We start from the raw sequence: 18,619 nt of genomic DNA, 5'->3' as shown, positions 1-18,619 counted from the left end.
TTTTCAGATCAGAATTCGACAACCGCACGAATGCTTTTGCCTTCGTGCATCAGCTCGAACCCGTGGTTGATCTCTTCAAGCTTCAGCTTGTGGGTAATCATCGGATCAATCTCAATTTTGCCGTCCATGTACCAATCAACAATCTTGGGCACATCTGTGCGGCCCTTGGCACCGCCAAATGCGGTGCCGCGCCAAACACGCCCTGTCACCAGTTGGAAGGGACGTGTCGAAATCTCGGCACCGGCCGGAGCCACACCGATGATGATGCTTTCACCCCAACCCTTGTGCGCACATTCCAGCGCGTCACGCATCACCTTGGTGTTGCCAGTTGCGTCAAAGGAATAATCGGCGCCGCCCTTGGTCAGCTCAACCAGATGCGCGACCAGATCACCCTCAACCTTGGACGGGTTCACAAAATCGGTCATGCCGAAATATTTGCCCGTCTCGGCCTTGTCGTCGTTGAGATCCACACCGACAATCTGATCCGCGCCAGCAAGACGCAAACCCTGAATCACATTGAGACCGATACCGCCCAGACCAAAGACAACGCAGCGCGCGCCGATCTCGACCTTGGCGGTGTTGATTACCGCGCCGATGCCCGTGGTGACGCCGCAACCGATGTAGCAGATCTTGTCAAACGGCGCGTCCTTGCGCACCTTGGCCAGCGCGATCTCAGGCACAACCGTGTGATTGGCAAAGGTCGAACAGCCCATGTAGTGATGGATGGGCGTACCATCCAGCATGGAAAAGCGGGTTGTGCCATCCGGCAATTGCCCGCGCCCTTGGGTGATCCGGATCTTCTGGCATAGGTTTGTCTTACCGCTGAGGCAATATTCGCATTCGCGGCACTCGGGCGTGTAGAGCGGGATCACGTGATCGCCCGGTTCCAGTGTGGTCACACCTTCGCCCACTTCCAAAACAACGCCTGCGCCTTCATGGCCAAGGATCGCCGGGAAGATACCCTCAGGATCGTCGCCGGAACGGGTGAATTCATCTGTATGGCACAGACCGGTTGCTTTGATCTCAACCAGAACTTCGCCTTTACGAGGGCCTTCGAGGTTCACCTCCATGATCTCAAGCGGTTTTCCTGCCTCAACGGCAACGGCGGCACGGGTTTTCATCATGGGGGTATCCTCCGGAATTGTTTTGCGCAGGAAGCTTAAGGGCGGGCGGCTTGTCAAGGCAAGCAGCACCGCCTGAGGGTTCAGATGCGACACCTTACGGGAAAGCGTCGGAGCTCTCCGGAGCGGATTCTACCAACCGGCCAAGACACAGTGTTCCGAGGCGGATATAAATCAACAACAGTGATTAACATCTACGACCGTGACCAATATCTGACAATTCTCTGAATGGTCCGATCGCGACGGCTGCCGTAGAGCTTGGCCAAGAAGGAACACCAATGCAGCACCCCAAGCGCACAATAGCCAAAGCATTAACCTGGCAAACATCCGGCCTGCTGATGATGGTAATTCTCGGCTATCTGACCACCGGGTCGATCCGCGCGGCTGGCGGCCTTGCCCTGGCCAGCTTTGCCACGGGAACGGTCACCTATTTCATCCACGAACGGATTTGGGATCGCATCCGATGGGGTCAAATTTTGCCAAAAGATCAAGTGAGTTAGCGCACTGGCGCATTCGCCTTAATCCGCCGCAACACCACATTCGTCTGCGCGGAATTCACCGCTGGTTGCACAAACAAGAACCCTTCGAGAAACTCGTTATAGGCGTCAATGTCACGGCAGAGGATGCGCAGGTGGTAATCGGCCTGCCCCGTGGTCGCATAACATTCTGTCACCTCTTCGCGGCGTTGAACGGCGGCGATGAACCGGGCCAAGGCTTCGGTGTCATGGCGGGTTAGGTGGACATGCACGATCGCTTCAAACCGCAGGCCCATCCTCTTGGGGTTGACGATGGCGGCGTAGCGCTCAACAATTCCGACCTCTTCCAATGCTTTGACCCTGCGCCAGCACGACGAGGCGGAGATATTCAGCTTTTCCGCCAACTGCGCATTTGGAAGCCGCGAATCCTGCTGAAGAAACATCAGCAGCTTACGATCAATATCATCCATAGCATCTCCGAATATAATCCCCAGATAATCCCTATATACTGAAAGAATTACCCGCAACACTAGCGCAAACGCAGAAAGAATGAAGCCGAAATCCAGAAGTTCCAGTGTATTTTCCCCAAAAGCTAGGAGTGCGTAATGTCCCATCCTGATCACCAGTTCAAAACCTATCAACTTGACGACCGCTATGCGCAGGTCCGCGGCCGCGTCTTCATGACCGGCACGCAGGCACTCACGCGGATCATGTTGGACCAAGCACGCCGGGACCGTGATGGGGGCATGAACACGGCCGGTTTTGTCTCTGGTTACCGCGGTTCTCCTTTGGGTGGTTTGGATCAGGAAATGTGGCGCATTGCCCCGCGGCTTGAAGAAAACCGCATCAAATTCATGCCCGCCGTGAACGAAGATCTGGGCGCAACCGCCGTTCTGGGCGCACAACAGGCGCATCTGGACCCCCACGCCGAAGTCGATGGCGTGTTTTCGATGTGGTACGGCAAGGGGCCAGGTGTTGACCGTTCGGGCGATGCGCTCAAACACGGCAATGCCTATGGGTCCGCGCCAAAGGGCGGCGTTCTGGTGGTGGCAGGGGACGATCACGGTTGTGTCTCATCCTCCATGCCGCACCAATCGGACGTGGCGTTCATGGCGTGGTTCATGCCAACGCTGAACCCCGCATCGGTCGCTGAATATCAAAGCTTTGGCGAATATGGGTTCGCCCTGTCGCGGTTCTCCGGCACTTGGGTGGGCTTCAAGGCGATCTCCGAAACGGTGGAATCCGGCGCATCCGTCGATCTTTTGCCTGACCGAACCTTCAAACAGCCAGATTACACCGCGCCGGCCGGCGGGCTGCATGTTCGTTTGGGTGATCTCCCCTCGCCGGGGATCGAGACGCGGATTCATGACAAGCTTGAAGCGGTCGAAGCCTTTGTTGAGGCCAATCCGATTGATCGCAAAATCTATGATATCGACGATGCCCCTTTTGGCATTGTCAGCACCGGCAAAGGGCATCTTGATCTGATGGAGGCGCTGCGCCTGCTAGGCCTCAGCGAAGAGAAATGCCGCGCGCTTGGCATCGACATCTACAAGGTCGGCATGGTCTGGCCCTTGGCCCGCCGCGACGCGCTGGAGTTTGTGAAAGGCAAGAAAGAAGTCCTCGTGATCGAGGAAAAACGCGGCATTATCGAAAGCCAATTCAAAGAGGCATTCTATGACTGGCCCGGCTCCAAGCCGCAGCGGATGGTCGGCAAACATGACGAAAACCTCGAAGAGCTGGTGCCTTGGACGGGCGAACTGTCACCGCTGAAGCTGGTGCCAATCATCGCCGCGCGGCTCGATGCGTTTTTCCCAAGCGAAAAGCTGATGGAGCGCGCCAAAGTTTTGACCAGCACCCCGGTGCCGGTGCTCAACGTGCCGGGGGCGAACCGAACGCCCTATTTCTGCTCGGGCTGCCCGCACAACACCTCCACCAAGCTGCCCGCAGGGTCCAAAGCGGCCTCCGGCATCGGCTGTCATGTCATGGCCAGTTGGATGGACCGCGACACCGCCGGATTTGCCCAGATGGGCGGTGAAGGGGTGCCGTGGATTGCCACATCGCTTTTCAACGGTGGCAAGCATATCTTCCAGAACCTTGGTGAGGGCACATGGTATCACTCCGGCTCGCTCGCGATCCGGCAAGCGGTCGCGGCCAAGGCCAATATCACCTACAAAATTCTCTACAACGACGCCGTGGCGATGACAGGCGGGCAACCCGTTGATGGGCCGGTGTCGGTTAGTGGCATCGCCCAAGCCGCCCGCGCCGAAGGTGTCAACCGCATCGCACTTGTCTCGGATCATCCCGAGAAATTTACCCGCGCCGATTTTCCCGCTGGGACATCATTCGACCACCGCCGAGATCTGGACACGGTGCAACGCGAATTGCGCGAGATCCCCGGCGTGACGGTCCTGATCTACGAACAGACCTGCGCAACAGAAAAACGCCGCAAGCGCAAACGCGGGCAGATGGATGACCCCAAACGCTTTGTCATGATCAACGATCTGGTCTGCGAAGGCTGCGGGGACTGCTCGCTCGAAAGCAATTGTCTGAGCGTTGAACCAAAGAAGACCGAGTTCGGAACCAAGCGGAAGATCAACCAATCCACTTGCAACAAGGATTATTCCTGCCTCAACGGATTTTGCCCATCCTTTGTCACCATCGAAGGCGGCGAACGGCGCAAGAAATCCGGTGCAGGCTTGGATGTGAACAGCATGGTCGCAGACCTGCCCCGCCCCAAGTTGCCGACACTGGATCAACCCTTTGACCTGCTTGTAACCGGCGTGGGTGGAACCGGGGTTGTGACCGTGGGTGCGCTGATCTCCATGGCGGCCCATCTCGAAGGCAAAGGCGCAAGCGTGCTGGATTTCACCGGATTTGCCCAGAAATTCGGAACCGTGCTGGGCTATGTCCGGTTGGCCAAAAGTCCCGATGCTGTGCATCAGGTGCGGATTGATGAGGGCAGCGCCGATGCGGTCATCGGATGTGACATGGTGGTCAGCTCCGCGCCCAAGGCCTCGGCCCATTATCGCAAGGGCACACGGATCGTTCTGAACCGTGCCGAAATGCCGACCGGTGATCTGGTGCTGAACCGCGACGCAGATCTGCGCATTGACGACCGTGAAGATGTGATCGCAGGTGTGGTTGGTGCAGAAAACCTGTCGGCCTTCGATGCAAACGCCATGGCTGAACGCCTGATGGGCGATGCGGTGTTTGCCAACGTCATGATGCTGGGCTTTGCATGGCAAAAGGGCTTGGTCCCGGTTTCCGTTGATGCCCTCTATCAGGCGATAGAGCTAAACGGCGTTGCGCCGGACAGAAACAAAACCGCCTTTGCCTATGGTCGGATCATGGCCGACAGCCCCGAGCTTCTGACGCAGGACGAGAAAGCGCCGACAACAGACGAAAGCATTTCTGCCCTGATCGCACGGCGTGTGGCGTTTCTGACCGACTACCAGAATGCCGCCTATGCGGCCCGCTACCAATCAAAGCTTGAAACCTTTGCACAAACCGGGGCGAGCGAGGAATTGATCCGTGCAGCGGCCAAATCCCTGTTCAAACTGATGGCCTACAAAGACGAATATGAGGTCGCTCGCCTGCATGCCCACTCTGGCTTTACCGATCAGATCGCGCAGGATTTTGAGGGCGACTACAAGATCAAATACCATCTCGCGCCGCCGCTTTGGCCCACGGGCAAAGACACGCGCGGTCGGCCTTTCAAGAAAACCTTTGGTCCGTGGATGGGCAATGCCTTTGCCCTTCTGGCCCGGATGAAAGGTCTGCGCGGCACCTGGGCCGATGTGTTCCGATATGGCGCGGATCGCAAGCTGGAGATCGCACTGATCGGTTGGTTCGAAGAGGTGATGGAACAGGTCAAGACCGCCGCATTGGACGAGGAGGCCGCGCTTGCCGTTCTAACCGCCCCGATGGAGATCCGAGGCTACGGACCGGTCAAGGAAAAAGCCGCAGCCCAGGTCAAAGAGAAAGTCGCGGCGCTTCTGGGCTGATCGGCGCATGGGGCAGAGCATCCCTAAATGCTCTGCTCAAATCATCGTTATCCGCGCATCACTTGACCCTGCGGGTCATAGGGTGACGGTGCGATCACAGTTGCAGGCCGTTCGGCCCCAACCACATGCACCGAAAGCGCCGTTCCTTCGGCAGCGCTGCCTCTGTCCACCAATGCCATGGCCAGCGATTTGCCCACACAATGCCCATAACCGCCAGAGGTCACAAAACCGACCTTGCGCCCGTCATGCCAAACGGGTTCGTACCCGCTGGCATCTGCATCCAGCGCATCAATCTCAAGCGTCACCAACAACTTGTCCGGCCCCGACCCGTCGCGTTCTGCCAAAGCGGCATCTTTGCCGACAAAGTCTTTGGACCAATCAATCCAGCGGTCCATCCCCGTCATGCCAGGCGTATACCCTTGGGTGAATTCCGCTGACCAAATGCCAAAGCTCTTCTCAAGACGCAGCGACAACAGCGCATTGAAGCCATATTCGATCATGCCATGATCCGCCCCCGCTGCCAGCAGGTGTTCACGCAGCGCCTTCAGATCGCCCGCGCGGCAGTGCAGCTCATAACCCAGCTCGCCCGCGACCGACAAACGCCCCACTTTGCAGCGGATCAACCCCACATCCATCTGCGCACAGCCCATGAACCGCAGGGCATCCAGATCACCATCGCTCAACGCCGCTTGCAAGACCTCGCGTGATCTAGGACCAGCCAGCGACAGCCCGCCCATTTCGTCACCCAGATCGCGCAGGTTCACGCCGTCCTGCATATGGTCATTAAACCACCGCATGTGCCATTGGCGCAGGTAGTAGGATCCGGTGATCCACCATGTCCCATCGCCCCAGTTAAAGATTGTCAGATCCCCTTTGAGTCGCCCGTCCTCGCCCAGCATTGGCGCCAGTTTCGCACGCCCCGGCGCAGGCAGTTTGGAGGCCATCAAATGATTGAGCCAGCTTTCGGCATTTGGGCCAGAAACCTCGAACCGCGAAAACGCCGTTATGTCCAGCAGACCAACCCTATCGCGCACCGCACGGCATTCCGCCCCGACGATATCATGCGCATTCGACCGCTTGAGCGATGGCGTTTCCTCAAACCCCTGTGGCGCAAAGTAAAGCGGCACCTCAAGATCCCAGCTTTGCCCCCATTTCGCGCCCGCGGCGGTCATGTCGGAATAGACGCCAGTCGTCCTGATCGGGCGGCCAGCGGGCAATTGCTCGTTCGGATAAGTCATCACAAAGCGGCGCGAATAAAACTGCCCCGTGGTCTGCGCGATGTACTGTTTGTTCTCGGCCCAGATGCCGTAACGGGCCACATCCATGCCATAGACATCCGCCTCCGGCTCACCATGGATCATCCACTCCGCAAGGCTCTTGCCCACACCGCCGCCTTGCAGGAAACCGGCCATAACCGCACAAGCCGACCAATAACCACGCTTGCCCGGAACCGGACCCACCAGGGGATTGCCATCGGGACTAAAGGTAAACGCGCCGTTGACCCATGTTTTCACACCCACATCCTGCAACGCGGGATAACGCTCAAACCCCAGCGTCAGTTCATGTTCAATCCGGTCTGTGTCTTCCTGAAACAGCTCCATCCCGTAGTCCCACGGGGCACCGTCCATCGCCCAATGTTCCGTGTTCACCTCATAAATGCCCAGCAGAACACCTTTCTGGTCTTGGCGCAGATAGGTGAACCCTTCGAGGTCCACGGTCATCGGCACCTCAAAATCCAGACCTTCAAGCGCCGGGATGGTGTCGGAAATCAGGTAATGGTGCTTGAGCGGTGCAACAGGCAGTTCGACACCGGCCATCCGTCCCACCTGTTTGGCCCAAAGACCGCCCGCATTGACCACATGTTCGCAAGAAATCGTGCCTTTTTCCGTCACCACCTCCCACCCTTGCAGGGTCTGGTTCAGCTCAAGCACGCGGTTGTGTTCAATCACAGTTGCACCGCGTTTCTTGGCCGCGCCTGCGTAGGCATGAACTGTGCCTGTGGTGTCAATATACCCCTCACGGTCGGCCCACATGCCGCCCAAGAGCCCTTCGCCGGACATGATCGGGTTCAGCGCGACTGCCTCTTCCACACTGACAAGGCGGCAATCCTCAATGCCGATGGATTGAAATGTGCGGTAGGCCGATTGCAGCCATTCCCAGCGGTCCGGCGTACCCGCCATCGTCAAACCGCCAGTCATATGCAGCCCGATATTCTGGCCACTTTCCTCTTCGATCTCGCTCAGCAGATCAATTGTATAGGCCTGCAAAGCCGCGATATTTGGATCGGCGTTCAGCGCATGAATGCCCCCTGCCGCATGCCAGCTGGATCCGGCGGTCAGAACCGACCGTTCGACCAGCGCAACATCGCTCCACCCAAGTTTGGCCAAATGATAAAGGACCGATGCCCCGACAACGCCGCCGCCGATAACGACCACTCTGTAGTGCGATTTCATGCCCGCTCTCCCCTCGCGCTGATTGGGTCAAGCAGACAAGCGCGATCCGCCTCGCGTCAAGAGCAATCGCGACACGGCCAGGAAAAAGGCGCGCACCCGGCGAGGGTACGCGCCAATTCTTCAGAAGTATTATTTTAAATCAGGATGCTACGGCCTTCATAAACCGGTCGCGGATCACCACGGGGTCTTTGGTGATCACCGGCACTTTGATGTTACCGCTGTCGCATTTCACCACCATGATCGTCATTTGCTTGGATGCGATTGCCGCCTCAAGCGCCGGACCGCAGTCCTTGTCTTGCACTTCGACCACATTTTCGCAGCCGCAGGCCGTTGCCACAGCGGCCAGCGATGTCTTCTTGCCCGCATAGGTCGGTTGATCGCCGGTCGAACCATATGATCCGTTGTCGATGATCATCAGGATGAAATTGTCCGCCACGTTGTTGGCGATGGTCGGCAAGGTGCCAAAGTTGGTCAGCACAGACCCGTCACCATCAATCGCGATGACTGTTTTTTCCTGCGCCAGCGCCACGCCAAGCCCGATGGAGGACGCGAGCCCCATGGTGCCCAACATGTAAAAGTTTGTCGGCTGATCGTCGATCATATGCAATTCCTGACTGGGCAGGCCGATATTGCAGATGACCAACTGGTCGCGCAGGATCGGCGCGATCTCTTTGAGAATTTCGGAACGGATCATCAGTAACCTCCCCAGAACGTCGCGTCCGTCAGGATGGCGACAGGTTTGTTGCACATGAATGTGTATTTCAGGATCGCATCCAATTCCTGCGCATCTTCTTGCTTGTGAAAGTGGTATGTCGGGATGTTCAACTGGTTGAGAAGAGCCTTGGTGTGCACCGCCATTTCAACCTGACAGGCGACCGGCTCTTTCAACTCTCCCCGATAGCTGATCAGCATCGGCAAGGGCATCCGGTAGAACTGTGTCAGTGTAACCAGAGTGTTCACTGTTACACCGATGGCGGTGTTCTGCATGATGATGGCAGGGCGTTTGCCGCCCATGAAAGCACCGGCACACAGCCCCATGCCCTCGTCCTCTTTGTTGGACGGAATGTGATAGATCTCTGGCCGGGTCTCGACCTCGTCAATCACGCCGGCCAACTGCTTGCACGGCACGGTCGTTACAAATGAGATGTCATTGGCGACAAAATCATCAACGATTTGTTTGGATATGGACAAAGGTCTACTCCTGACGGTTCTGAGGTTCGAGATAGGCGTTGGCTGGGACGCGACCGTTAGCCGGACATGCCAAGATCAAACTGCTGGTCAGGAAAGTATTTTGCAAGGCGCACATCGGCGGACCTTGCATGCCCTTCCATCCCTTCCAGACGTGAAATTCTTGCCGTCGCTTCGGCCACGGGGCGGGCGCCCTCGCGCGTTGCCTGTTGCCAGGTGACGATCTTCATGTACTTGTGAACCGACAGACCACCCGTGTAGGTCGCCGCCCCAGAGGTGGGCAAAACGTGGTTTGTACCGCTGGCCTTGTCACCAAAAGACACGGTCGTTTCCTCGCCAAGAAACAGTGATCCATATGATGTCAATCGATCAAGCCACCAAGGCAAATCGTCAGCCTGCACCGTCAAATGCTCGGGCGCGTATTGATCAGAGACCACTGCCATTTCCTCGCGGTCCGCGCACAGCACAACCTCGGCGTAATCACGCCAGGCCGCCAGTGCGTTGTCGCGGTTCAGTGTCGGCAGATCGTCGATCATGCCGGGCACCATCGCCATCACGTCATCGGCCAGTTTCTGGTCATCTGTCACCAGCCAGACCGGGGAATTGTAGCCGTGCTCTGCCTGCGACACGAGATCCGTCGCGACGATATGGGCATCTGCAGTTGCATCGGCCAATATCAGACTGTCCGTGGGGCCAGCGACCATATCAATACCAACGCGCCCATAAAGAATGCGCTTGGCCTCTGCGACAAATTGATTTCCCGGACCTACCAGAATGTTGGCCTTGGGCTGACCAAACAGGCCAAAGGTCATCGCCGCAATCCCCTGCACACCGCCAATAGCCATGATGCTGTCCGCGCCGCACACATGCGCGGCATAAATGATCGCGGGATTGATCCCCACACCAGGGCGCGGCGGCGAACAGGCCATGATGTGTTTGCATCCGGCAACCTTGGCGGTGGTCACGGTCATGATCGCGCTGGCAATATGGCTGTAGCGCCCGCCCGGCACATAACAACCCACGGCATCGACAGGGATCACTTTCTGCCCGGCGGTCAGTCCCGGTACAACTTCAATCTCGACATCGCCTATGGTGGATTTTTGCGCCTCGGCAAAGCGTTTCACATTGTCATGGGCAAACCTTATGTCCGCTTTGACCTGATCAGACACCAGCGCACCCGCGGCGGCGATTTCTTCTTTCGACAGGACGATATTACCGTCGTACTTGTCGAATTTGGCGGCATATTCCAGCGCCTTTTCTTCCCCGCCGCTTTCGATTTCGGACAGAATGGTTTGCACAGTTTTCTGCACATCCGAAGATCCGCTCTGCGCTGTCATGCTGGCTTTTTTCAGATATGTCGGGGCCATTTCATGCAGTCCTTTGTTCGAAAAAAATGAGGGCAATCCCCTGCGCCCGCTTTACGAGAAACAGTGGGTTATGCCTGTTCTTGGGGGGCGCTGTGGCCATTTGCAAGACTTTCAACCGTTTCCAAGCCTCCATTTTCAAAAGCCAAAAACAGGCTTTCGAGGACTGAAATGCAGGGGTCAATTTGGTCCGGATTTGTCGATTTTTGGATGATTGATGTCGGCAATGCTGAAAATGCCGCGGCTGGGGAGATTCGCCGGATCGGGCGCCGTGTTGCTCTTGACAGTCCCGGCGCCTTTCACACCCTATGCCTCCACGCAAAACGAAGGGGGCGAGTTATGACAGTACTAATTGCCGGAGGCGGGATCGCAGGGCTTGCACTGGGACTGACGTGTCATCAGATCGGCGTGCCCTTCAAAGTCTTCGAAGCTGTGCAGACATTGCGTCCCCTGGGGGTTGGCATCAACCTTCAGCCCACTGCCGTCCGTGAACTGATTGATCTGGGTCTCGAAGGTGAACTGGAACAAATCGGCGTGCGCACCCAAGACTACGGGATGTACACGCGCCATGGCGTGCATGTCTGGACCGAACCGCGCGGTCATTGGGCCGGCTACGACTGGCCGCAATACTCTGTCCATCGCGGCAAATTGCACATGATGCTCTATCACGCACTGATCCAGCGGGCCGGACCAGACGCAGTCGAGACAGGTTGGGCCGCCACCGGATTTGACAACACAGACACAGGCGCAACATTGCACCTGCGCGGCACTGATGGGCAAACGCAGTCATTGGACGGCTCTGTGGTGATCGGGGCTGATGGCATTCATTCTGCGATCCGCGGCCAGATCGACCCAAAAGGCGGCCCGCCAAAATGGGGCGGCACGATCATGTGGCGCGGAACAACGTTGGCCAAACCGTTCAAAACCGGCGCATCCATGGTGATGATTGGCTCAAAGGGATTGCGCTTTGTATCTTATCCGATCTCGAAGCCGGACCCAGACACCGGCCTTGCCGAGATCAACTGGATTGCGACGCTCTTGCAGGATCCAGACGCCGATTGGAACAAGGAAGACTGGAGTCGCGAAGCCGATAAAAACGATGTCCTGCCCGCCTTCTCGGTATTTGACCTCGATTGGATCGACATCCCCGGATTGATCCGCGATGCAGGCAAAGTCTACGAATACCCGATGGTAGACCGTGATCCGATGGACCGCTGGCAACAGGGCTGCGTGACATTGATGGGCGATGCCGCCCATGCCGCCTACCCAGTGGGATCAAACGGCGCTGGTTCAGCCATCATCGACGCCCGCAAACTGGGCGCGGCATTCCTTGAACATGGCGTCGGGGCAAAAGCGCTGGAGGTTTATGAAACCGAAATGCGCCCCCAGACTGCACAAGTGACCTTGATGAACCGCGTGGCTGGCCCCGATTCCATTCTCGATCTGGTCGAGCAACGCGCAGACGGCGCATTCACCGACATTTCCGAAGTGATGAGCAAGGAAGAGCTTGCCGCGCATGCGGACAAATACAAAGCAGCCGCAGGTTACGGGATCGAAGATACCAATGCGCGGCCACGCACGATTGCCGAAGGGGCAAGAATGGGCTGAGGACTATAAAAAGACAGGGGTTATTCTACTTTGGACAAGAACGCCTTGATCTCACGTTCTACCGCGCCTTGCTTGACCCGCCGGAACACAAGATCCAGCCCGCCTTCTGCCAGCGTGCGGTGATATTCCTGCATTTCGTATTCGCCCGCCTCGTTGATAAAAAGCGAGAACGTAGAGAACGTGTCGCCGCTGATCCGGGTCCAGACAAACGGCTCACCATTGAGCGGGTCCAGCGGCTCTGGCTTGCCAAAGACGTTGGTTTTCATGGCTGAGCCATAGATGCCATCGCGCGGGCTTGGCACAAATTCGATGGTATAGACCTTCTGCTTGATCCGCCCGTCGCTTTTGTAGCTGACCGATGTCCAACTCAGCTCGAAACCCTTTTTCGACGGCTTGATAGTGGTGCTCAGATCGCGGCGCTGCGTTTCGCCATCCTGCACAAACTCAGAACTGCCCTCATAGACGCCCGCAAATCGGTCAATTTCAGCGGCCAGGGCCACGATCGGCAGAACGCTGAAAACCAGCGCAAGGAGCAGTCGATGAAGCGGCATAAAAAATCTCATGTATTGTATGTAGTAAAGTTGCGAAAGATTACCAGAGGCGGTGATGCACAAGCCCGTCAATACCTTCAGATACAGCGCCCGCCATCCACCTCCATGCAGACCCCGGTGACCATGCTGGCCTCGTCCGAGCACAGGTAGCAGGCGGCATTGCCCATATCTTCTGGTGTGGAAAACCGGCCCAATGGAATGGTCGATAAAAACTTCGCCCGCACTTCAGGGGTGTCTTCACCCATGAACATCTTCAGAAGCGGCGTTTCACCTGCAACCGGATTGATCGCATTCACGCGCACCCCGTCGGGGGCCAGTTCCACGGCCATCCCCTTGGTCGCGTTGTTCATCCATCCTTTGGAAGCATTATACCAGTTCAGACGCGGTCGTGGACTGACCCCGGCAGTGGATGCCACGTTCAGAATCGCCCCTGTTCTGCGGGCCTTCATCAAAGGCACAATGGATTTCGCAGTCAGATAAACCGATTTGACGTTCACCGCGATCACCTTGTCAAAATCTTCTTCGCTGACCTCTTCCATCGGTGCGGGCAAATGCGTGGTGCCTGCATTGTTGACCAGAATGTCGATCAGTCCAAACGCTGACAAAGCGGCCTGCGTCATCGCCTCAACATCAGCAGCCTTGGCCACATTGGTGGTGCAGACCCGCACCCCATCGCCCAGTTCTGCCGCCAGCTCCTCTGCCAGCTCGGTGTTTAGATCCGCGATCAAAACCTTCGCCCCTTCGGCATGAAACTTTCGGACAATGCCAGCACCAAAGCCCGATGCACCGCCGGTGACGATTGCTGTTTTGTTACCTAATCTCATTTGATCCTCCTAGCCGTGCAGCGCCGCGACAGTCTTGAGTTGTGAAAATCCGTAAAGCGCCTCAAAGCCCTTTTCGCGCCCGTGCCCGGACAGACCCGTGCCGCCAAAGGGCAGTTCCACACCGCCGCCCGCGCCATAATTGTTCAAGAAAACCTGCCCCGCCCGCAGCCGTTTGGCCAGCCGCATCTGCCGCGCACCATCGCGCGACCAAACCGAAGCAACCAGCCCAAAGGCGGTCCCATTGGCAATCTGAACGGCCTCTTCTTCGGTTTCAAACGGAATAACGACCTGCACAGGCCCAAAAATCTCGTCCTGCGCCAACAGGTGATCAGGCTTCACACCCGCAAACAGGGTCGGTGCAACATAGGCACCACCGGCGGGCGCATCGGAAACAACCTGACCCTGCGCCGCGATCTCAAGGTCTTTGCCCCTGGACAGAAACCCTTCAACAATCTCTTTTTGACGCGCTGACACCAGCGGCCCAACATCAAGATCATTCATCGCCGGACCAGCACGAAGCGCGGAGTAGCGTTCTGCCATGCCGTTCAATACCTCGTCATACCGACTGCGGTGTACCAGAATGCGCGAAGACGCCGAGCAGGTTTGACCCGCATTCTGAATGCCCGCATTGGTCAGAAACGGCAGCGCCGCATCCACATCCGCGTCCTCAAACACCAATTGTGGTGATTTACCACCCAGCTCTAGCGTGACCGGCACAACATTGGCCGCCGCCGCTGTCTGGATCAACTTGCCGACCCCGACCGAGCCGGTGAAAGACACATGCCGAACACCGGGATGACCGGCCAAGGCGGCGCCCGCCTCCGCACCCAGCCCCGGCACCACATTCAGCGCCCCATCCGGCAGCCCGGCGCGGCGGGCAATCTCGGCAAAGGCCAGCGCAGTCAGACAGGCCTCTTCCGCCGGTTTCAAAACTGCCGCATTGCCCATCGCAAGGGCCGCCCCAACGGAACGCCCGATGATCTGCATCGGATAGTTCCACGGGATGATATGCCCGGTGACGCCATGCGGCTCGCGAAGGGTATAGACGGTATAGCCATCGAGATAGGGAATTGTCGTGCCATGGATTTTATCAACCGCCCCGGCATAGAATTCCATGTACCGGGCAAGGGCGATCACATCAGCACGGGCCTGCTTGAGCGGTTTACCCACATCAAGCGCCTCCAGCTGGGCCAGTTCGTCGACATGTTCCAAAACCAGGGTGCCGATCCTTTGCAGGATCCTGCCACGTTCAAACTGCGGCATCCGGCCCCATGGCCCTGCCAGCGCGGCCTCCGCCGCCTCAACCGCACGATCAACATCAGCCGCACGCCCGCGTGCAATCTCGCACAGGGTCGATCCATCTGACGGATTGCGCAGCACGATGGTCTCACCACCATCCGCCGCACCCCATGTGCCGCCGATAAAACACAAGCCGGGATCGATGCCTAAGGGTCGCAGGGTCACGTTCCATCCTCACTGTGGTGTCTGAACTGCACCCAAGCTGCGGCAGAACCACATGAATGAACAGCCCAAAATCGCATGAACAGGGTTTCCACGCTGTCCACGCTACCACTTCGGGCCTATGTTCAAAATTCGATCGGCAAAGTGACTAAGTCACCGAAACCCAGGCATCTTTGCAATATGATCAAGACCACCGATCACCCCACGCTTGCGTCTTTCGCGCAGCCTTGCCGGACCACTTCATGAACAGCTCCCTCAGCAAATTTCTTCCCATCCTTAATTGGGGCCGCAGCTACAACCGCAGCAGTTTCAGCAATGATCTGATGGCGGCCGTGATCGTCACCATCATGCTTATCCCACAGTCCTTGGCCTATGCCCTGTTGGCCGGCTTGCCGCCCGAGGCGGGGCTTTACGCCTCGATCTTGCCCATCATGCTTTATGCGGTGTTCGGAACCAGCCGCGCCTTGGCGGTCGGGCCCGTTGCCGTGGTTTCCTTGATGACGGCCGCCACTTTGGGGGAGGTAGCCGCGCAGGGCAGCGCCGGATATGCCGCCGCGGCCTTGACCCTTGCGGCGTTGTCGGGCGCGATCCTGCTAGCGATGGGTCTGTTCCGCCTTGGCTTTGTTGCGAACTTCCTGTCACATCCGGTGATTGCCGGCTTTATCACCGCTTCCGGTCTGTTGATCGCGGCCAGTCAGTTGAAACATATTCTTGGTATTGAGGCGCATGGCCATACGCTGTTGGAACTTGTCACACCCCTGATCCGCCATCTGCCGCAAACCAATTGGATCACTCTGACCATCGGCGCCGGCGCAGTGGCATTCCTATTCTGGGTGCGCAAAGGCCTGGCGCCGCTGCTCTCACGGTTCGGCCTGTCCGAAGGTGTCAAATCAGCCTTGGTCAAGGCCGGACCTGTGGCCGTTGTTGTTGTAACTACCCTGGCGGTCTGGGGGGTCGATCTGAGCCAAAGCGGCGTGCAGATTGTCGGCGCTGTCCCGCAAAGCTTGCCGCCCTTTACCCTTCCCCCTGTCCCCCTTGATCTATTGCAGAAACTGCTTTTGCCGGCCTTCCTGATCTCGCTGATCGGATTTGTGGAATCCATCTCGGTGGCGCAAACACTCGCCGCAAAAAAGCGCCAGCGGATCGACCCGGATCAAGAGTTGATCGGCCTCGGCGCGGCCAATATTGGCGCGGCGCTCACCGGCGGTTTCCCTGTCACCGGCGGATTTTCCAGATCGGTTGTGAATTTTGACGCAGGCGCAGAAACCCCTGCCGCCGGAGCCTTTACCGCCATCGGTCTTGCCATCGCAGCGTTGCTGCTGACCCCGTTGATCTTTTTCCTACCCAAGGCGACACTGGCCGCGACCATCATCGTTGCGGTGCTGAGCCTCGTTGATTTCTCCATCCTGACTCGCAGCTGGCACTACTCCAAATCCGACTTTGCCGCCGTGGCCGTGACAATCCTGCTGACCCTTGGCATGGGGGTCGAGGCAGGCGTGACTGCGGGTGTGCTGCTTTCGATACTGCTGCATCTGTACAAGTCATCCAAACCCCATATCGCCGAGGTCGGCCGTGTGCCGGGCACCGAGCATTACCGCAATATTCTCCGTCACAAGGTGATCACTGACCCCACTGTCGTGTCTCTGCGGGTGGACGAGAGCCTTTATTTCGCAAACGCACGATTCCTAGAGGATCAGATCCACAACCGCGTCGCACGTGATCCGGCGATCCGGCATGTGATCTTGCAATGCTCCGCCATCAACGCAATTGACCTCAGCGCCTTGGAATCCCTTGAGATGATCAACACCCGGCTCAGGGAAATGAATGTTTGTCTGCATCTGTCCGAGGTCAAAGGCCCGGTGATGGACCGGCTGGAGGAACAACATTTCTTGCAGGAGATGACTGGCAAAGTGTTCCTGACCCAGTTTGAAGCCGCCCAATATGTCGCCAGCCAATCCAGCACAGAGGAGCCATCATAGCGGCATAGCGCCCCTTTACGCCGCAAAGCCAATATCGCAAGTTCGGGCGAAGTCTCCGCAAAGGAATGATGATGGCAAATCCGCTTTTCGACGCTCTGTTTGGTCGCCACCAAGGCAAGGAAACGCCGTTTCTGCATTTGCCAAACGGCCAGACCGTGACCCATGCGGCATTTCTGGCCCGCACAGCGCGGTTTGCCAATGCCTTTGCCAAGGTTGGCCTAACCCCCGGAGACAGAGTTGCCGTTCAGATCGAGAAATCCGCCGATGCGCTGGCGCTTTATGCCGCCTGCGTGCAGGCCGGTCTGGTTTTTCTACCTCTGAACACCGCCTACAAACCTGCCGAAGTAGACTATTTCGTCAGCAACTCCGGCGCGCGGTTGTTGGTTTGTGATCCCGACAAGGCCGACGGCCTGACACCCGTGGCCATGGACGCCGGCGCGCGGCTGGAAACGCTGGACGGATCGGGCGGCGGCACCTTGGTGGAACTGGCCGAAGCGCAACCAGACAGCTTTCAAACGGTCGACAGATCTGCTGACGATCTGGCCGCGTTCCTTTATACCTCCGGCACAACAGGGCGGTCCAAAGGCGCTATGCTCAGCCAATCCAATCTGCTGAGCAATGCGGAAACCCTCAAGGATTTCTGGCGTTTTACCGATAATGACGTTCTGCTGCATGCCTTACCGATCTTTCACACACACGGGTTGTTTGTGGCGACAAATATCATCCTGCTTTCGGGCGGATCGATGGTGTTCCTGCCCAAGCTTGATGTGGATGAATTGATCCGGTTCATACCTCGCGCCACAAGTTTGATGGGGGTGCCGACGTTCTACACCCGGCTGCTGGATCATCCCGATTTCACCAAAGACCTGACGGCACATATGCGGCTCTTTATTTCTGGGTCTGCCCCGCTTTTGGCGGAAACTCACAAGGCGTTTGAGGCCCGAACAGGCCACCGGATCTTGGAACGCTACGGAATGACCGAAACCAATATGAACACCTCAAACCCCTATGACGGGGAGCGCCGCGCAGGCACGGTTGGCCATCCCCTGCCGGGGGTCGAGCTGAAGGTGACGGACCCGGACAGCGGCGCAACCCTGCCGGATGGCGAGATAGGCGTGATCGAAGTACGCGGGCCAAATGTGTTTCAGGGCTATTGGCAGATGCCGGAAAAGACCGCCGCAGAACTGCGCAGCGACGGGTTCTTTATCACTGGCGATTTGGGCCTGATAGACGATCAGGGCTATGTGCAGATTGTCGGGCGCGGCAAGGATCTGATCATATCAGGCGGCTACAATATCTACCCCAAAGAGATTGAGCTGGTGCTGGACGAACAGCCGGGCGTGCTCGAATCGGCTGTGATCGGCGTACCGCACGGCGATCTGGGCGAGGCGCCGCTGGGCATTCTGGTGCGGGAAAAAGGCGCGGAGCCGGACAGCGAGGCGATCTTGGCGCAACTCAATTTTGATTTGGCGCGATTTAAATGTCCGCGAAAATTGATCGTGGTGGACGCCCTGCCGCGCAACACCATGGGCAAGGTTCAAAAGAACGTGCTGCGCGAAACCTATGCGGATGTATTTGGGCGCTAGGCGG

General features: G+C 57.7%; 14 protein-coding genes. 5 read left to right on the top strand and 9 right to left on the bottom strand.

The features are described from left to right. Positions 1–8: 8 nt before the first annotated feature. The gene (locus K3754_RS01350) at positions 9–1,121 is read right to left on the bottom strand and encodes an S-(hydroxymethyl)glutathione dehydrogenase/class III alcohol dehydrogenase (protein ID WP_203212239.1); all 1,113 of its coding nucleotides are present in this window, start codon (positions 1,119–1,121) and stop codon (positions 9–11) included. Positions 1,122–1,399: 278 nt separating this feature from the next. On the opposite strand from K3754_RS01350, the gene K3754_RS01345 reads away from it, so the two are divergent. Further along, positions 1,400–1,621, top strand: a complete 222-nt coding sequence (locus K3754_RS01345) for a DUF2061 domain-containing protein (protein WP_203209380.1) — start codon at positions 1,400–1,402, stop codon at positions 1,619–1,621. Here K3754_RS01345 and K3754_RS01340 read toward each other — a convergent pair. Then, positions 1,618–2,067, bottom strand: coding sequence for an Lrp/AsnC family transcriptional regulator (locus tag K3754_RS01340; RefSeq protein ID WP_259940191.1), 450 nt, complete (start codon positions 2,065–2,067; stop codon positions 1,618–1,620). The two genes, K3754_RS01345 and K3754_RS01340, sit on opposite strands and share 4 nt — an antisense overlap. A 135-nt stretch (positions 2,068–2,202) precedes the next feature. Between K3754_RS01340 and K3754_RS01335 the strand changes: the two genes are divergently transcribed. Next, complete coding sequence (locus tag K3754_RS01335) at positions 2,203–5,601, top strand: indolepyruvate ferredoxin oxidoreductase family protein (protein ID WP_259940190.1); 3,399 nt, start codon at positions 2,203–2,205, stop codon at positions 5,599–5,601. 47 nt (positions 5,602–5,648) lie between these two features. Here K3754_RS01335 and K3754_RS01330 read toward each other — a convergent pair whose 3' ends face one another. From K3754_RS01330 to hisD, 4 genes are all read right to left on the bottom strand, one after another. Then, positions 5,649–8,054, bottom strand: coding sequence for an FAD-dependent oxidoreductase (locus tag K3754_RS01330; protein ID WP_259940188.1), 2,406 nt, complete (start codon positions 8,052–8,054; stop codon positions 5,649–5,651). A 139-nt stretch (positions 8,055–8,193) separates the two neighbouring features. Continuing rightward, positions 8,194–8,748 carry a sulfopyruvate decarboxylase subunit beta gene (gene comE, locus K3754_RS01325; protein ID WP_203209384.1) on the bottom strand — a complete coding sequence of 185 codons (555 nt, stop codon included), beginning with the start codon at positions 8,746–8,748 and terminating at the stop codon, positions 8,194–8,196. Beyond that, positions 8,748–9,245, bottom strand: a complete 498-nt coding sequence (comD, locus tag K3754_RS01320; protein ID WP_025047231.1) for a sulfopyruvate decarboxylase subunit alpha — start codon at positions 9,243–9,245, stop codon at positions 8,748–8,750. Before comD ends, comE begins: the two co-directional genes overlap by 1 nt. Positions 9,246–9,301: 56 nt before the next feature. Beyond that, the gene (hisD, locus tag K3754_RS01315; RefSeq protein ID WP_259940184.1) at positions 9,302–10,609 is read right to left on the bottom strand and encodes a histidinol dehydrogenase; all 1,308 of its coding nucleotides are present in this window, start codon (positions 10,607–10,609) and stop codon (positions 9,302–9,304) included. Positions 10,610–10,945: 336 nt separating this feature from the next. On the opposite strand from hisD, the gene K3754_RS01310 reads away from it, so the two are divergent. Beyond that, positions 10,946–12,214 (top strand): flavin-dependent oxidoreductase, encoded by a 1,269-nt coding sequence (locus K3754_RS01310; RefSeq protein WP_259940183.1) that lies wholly within the window; start codon positions 10,946–10,948, stop codon positions 12,212–12,214. A gap of 20 nt (positions 12,215–12,234) precedes the next feature. Here K3754_RS01310 and K3754_RS01305 read toward each other — a convergent pair whose 3' ends face one another. From K3754_RS01305 to K3754_RS01295, 3 genes are all read right to left on the bottom strand, one after another. After that, positions 12,235–12,765, bottom strand: a complete 531-nt coding sequence (locus tag K3754_RS01305) for a hypothetical protein (protein ID WP_203209387.1) — start codon at positions 12,763–12,765, stop codon at positions 12,235–12,237. Between the two features lie 77 nt (positions 12,766–12,842). After that, the gene (locus tag K3754_RS01300) at positions 12,843–13,589 is read right to left on the bottom strand and encodes an SDR family oxidoreductase (RefSeq protein ID WP_259940180.1); all 747 of its coding nucleotides are present in this window, start codon (positions 13,587–13,589) and stop codon (positions 12,843–12,845) included. 9 nt (positions 13,590–13,598) lie between these two features. Further along, positions 13,599–15,053 (bottom strand): aldehyde dehydrogenase family protein, encoded by a 1,455-nt coding sequence (locus K3754_RS01295; RefSeq protein ID WP_259940178.1) that lies wholly within the window; start codon positions 15,051–15,053, stop codon positions 13,599–13,601. Between the two features lie 239 nt (positions 15,054–15,292). On the opposite strand from K3754_RS01295, the gene K3754_RS01290 reads away from it, so the two are divergent. Both K3754_RS01290 and K3754_RS01285 read left to right on the top strand, forming a co-directional pair. Then, a complete protein-coding gene (locus tag K3754_RS01290) occupies positions 15,293–17,029 on the top strand; it encodes a SulP family inorganic anion transporter (RefSeq protein WP_259940175.1) in 1,737 nt (578 codons plus the stop codon). Positions 17,030–17,100: 71 nt separating this feature from the next. Further along, positions 17,101–18,615, top strand: coding sequence for a malonyl-CoA synthase (locus tag K3754_RS01285; protein ID WP_259940173.1), 1,515 nt, complete (start codon positions 17,101–17,103; stop codon positions 18,613–18,615). The last annotated feature ends 4 nt before the right edge of the window (positions 18,616–18,619 follow it).

The sequence above is a fragment of the Sulfitobacter sp. M368 genome (genome assembly GCF_025141875.1).
Lineage (GTDB): Bacteria > Pseudomonadota > Alphaproteobacteria > Rhodobacterales > Rhodobacteraceae > Sulfitobacter > Sulfitobacter mediterraneus_A.
Note: the sequence above shows the minus strand (reverse complement) of the source record. Positions and strands in the feature narration are given on the sequence as shown.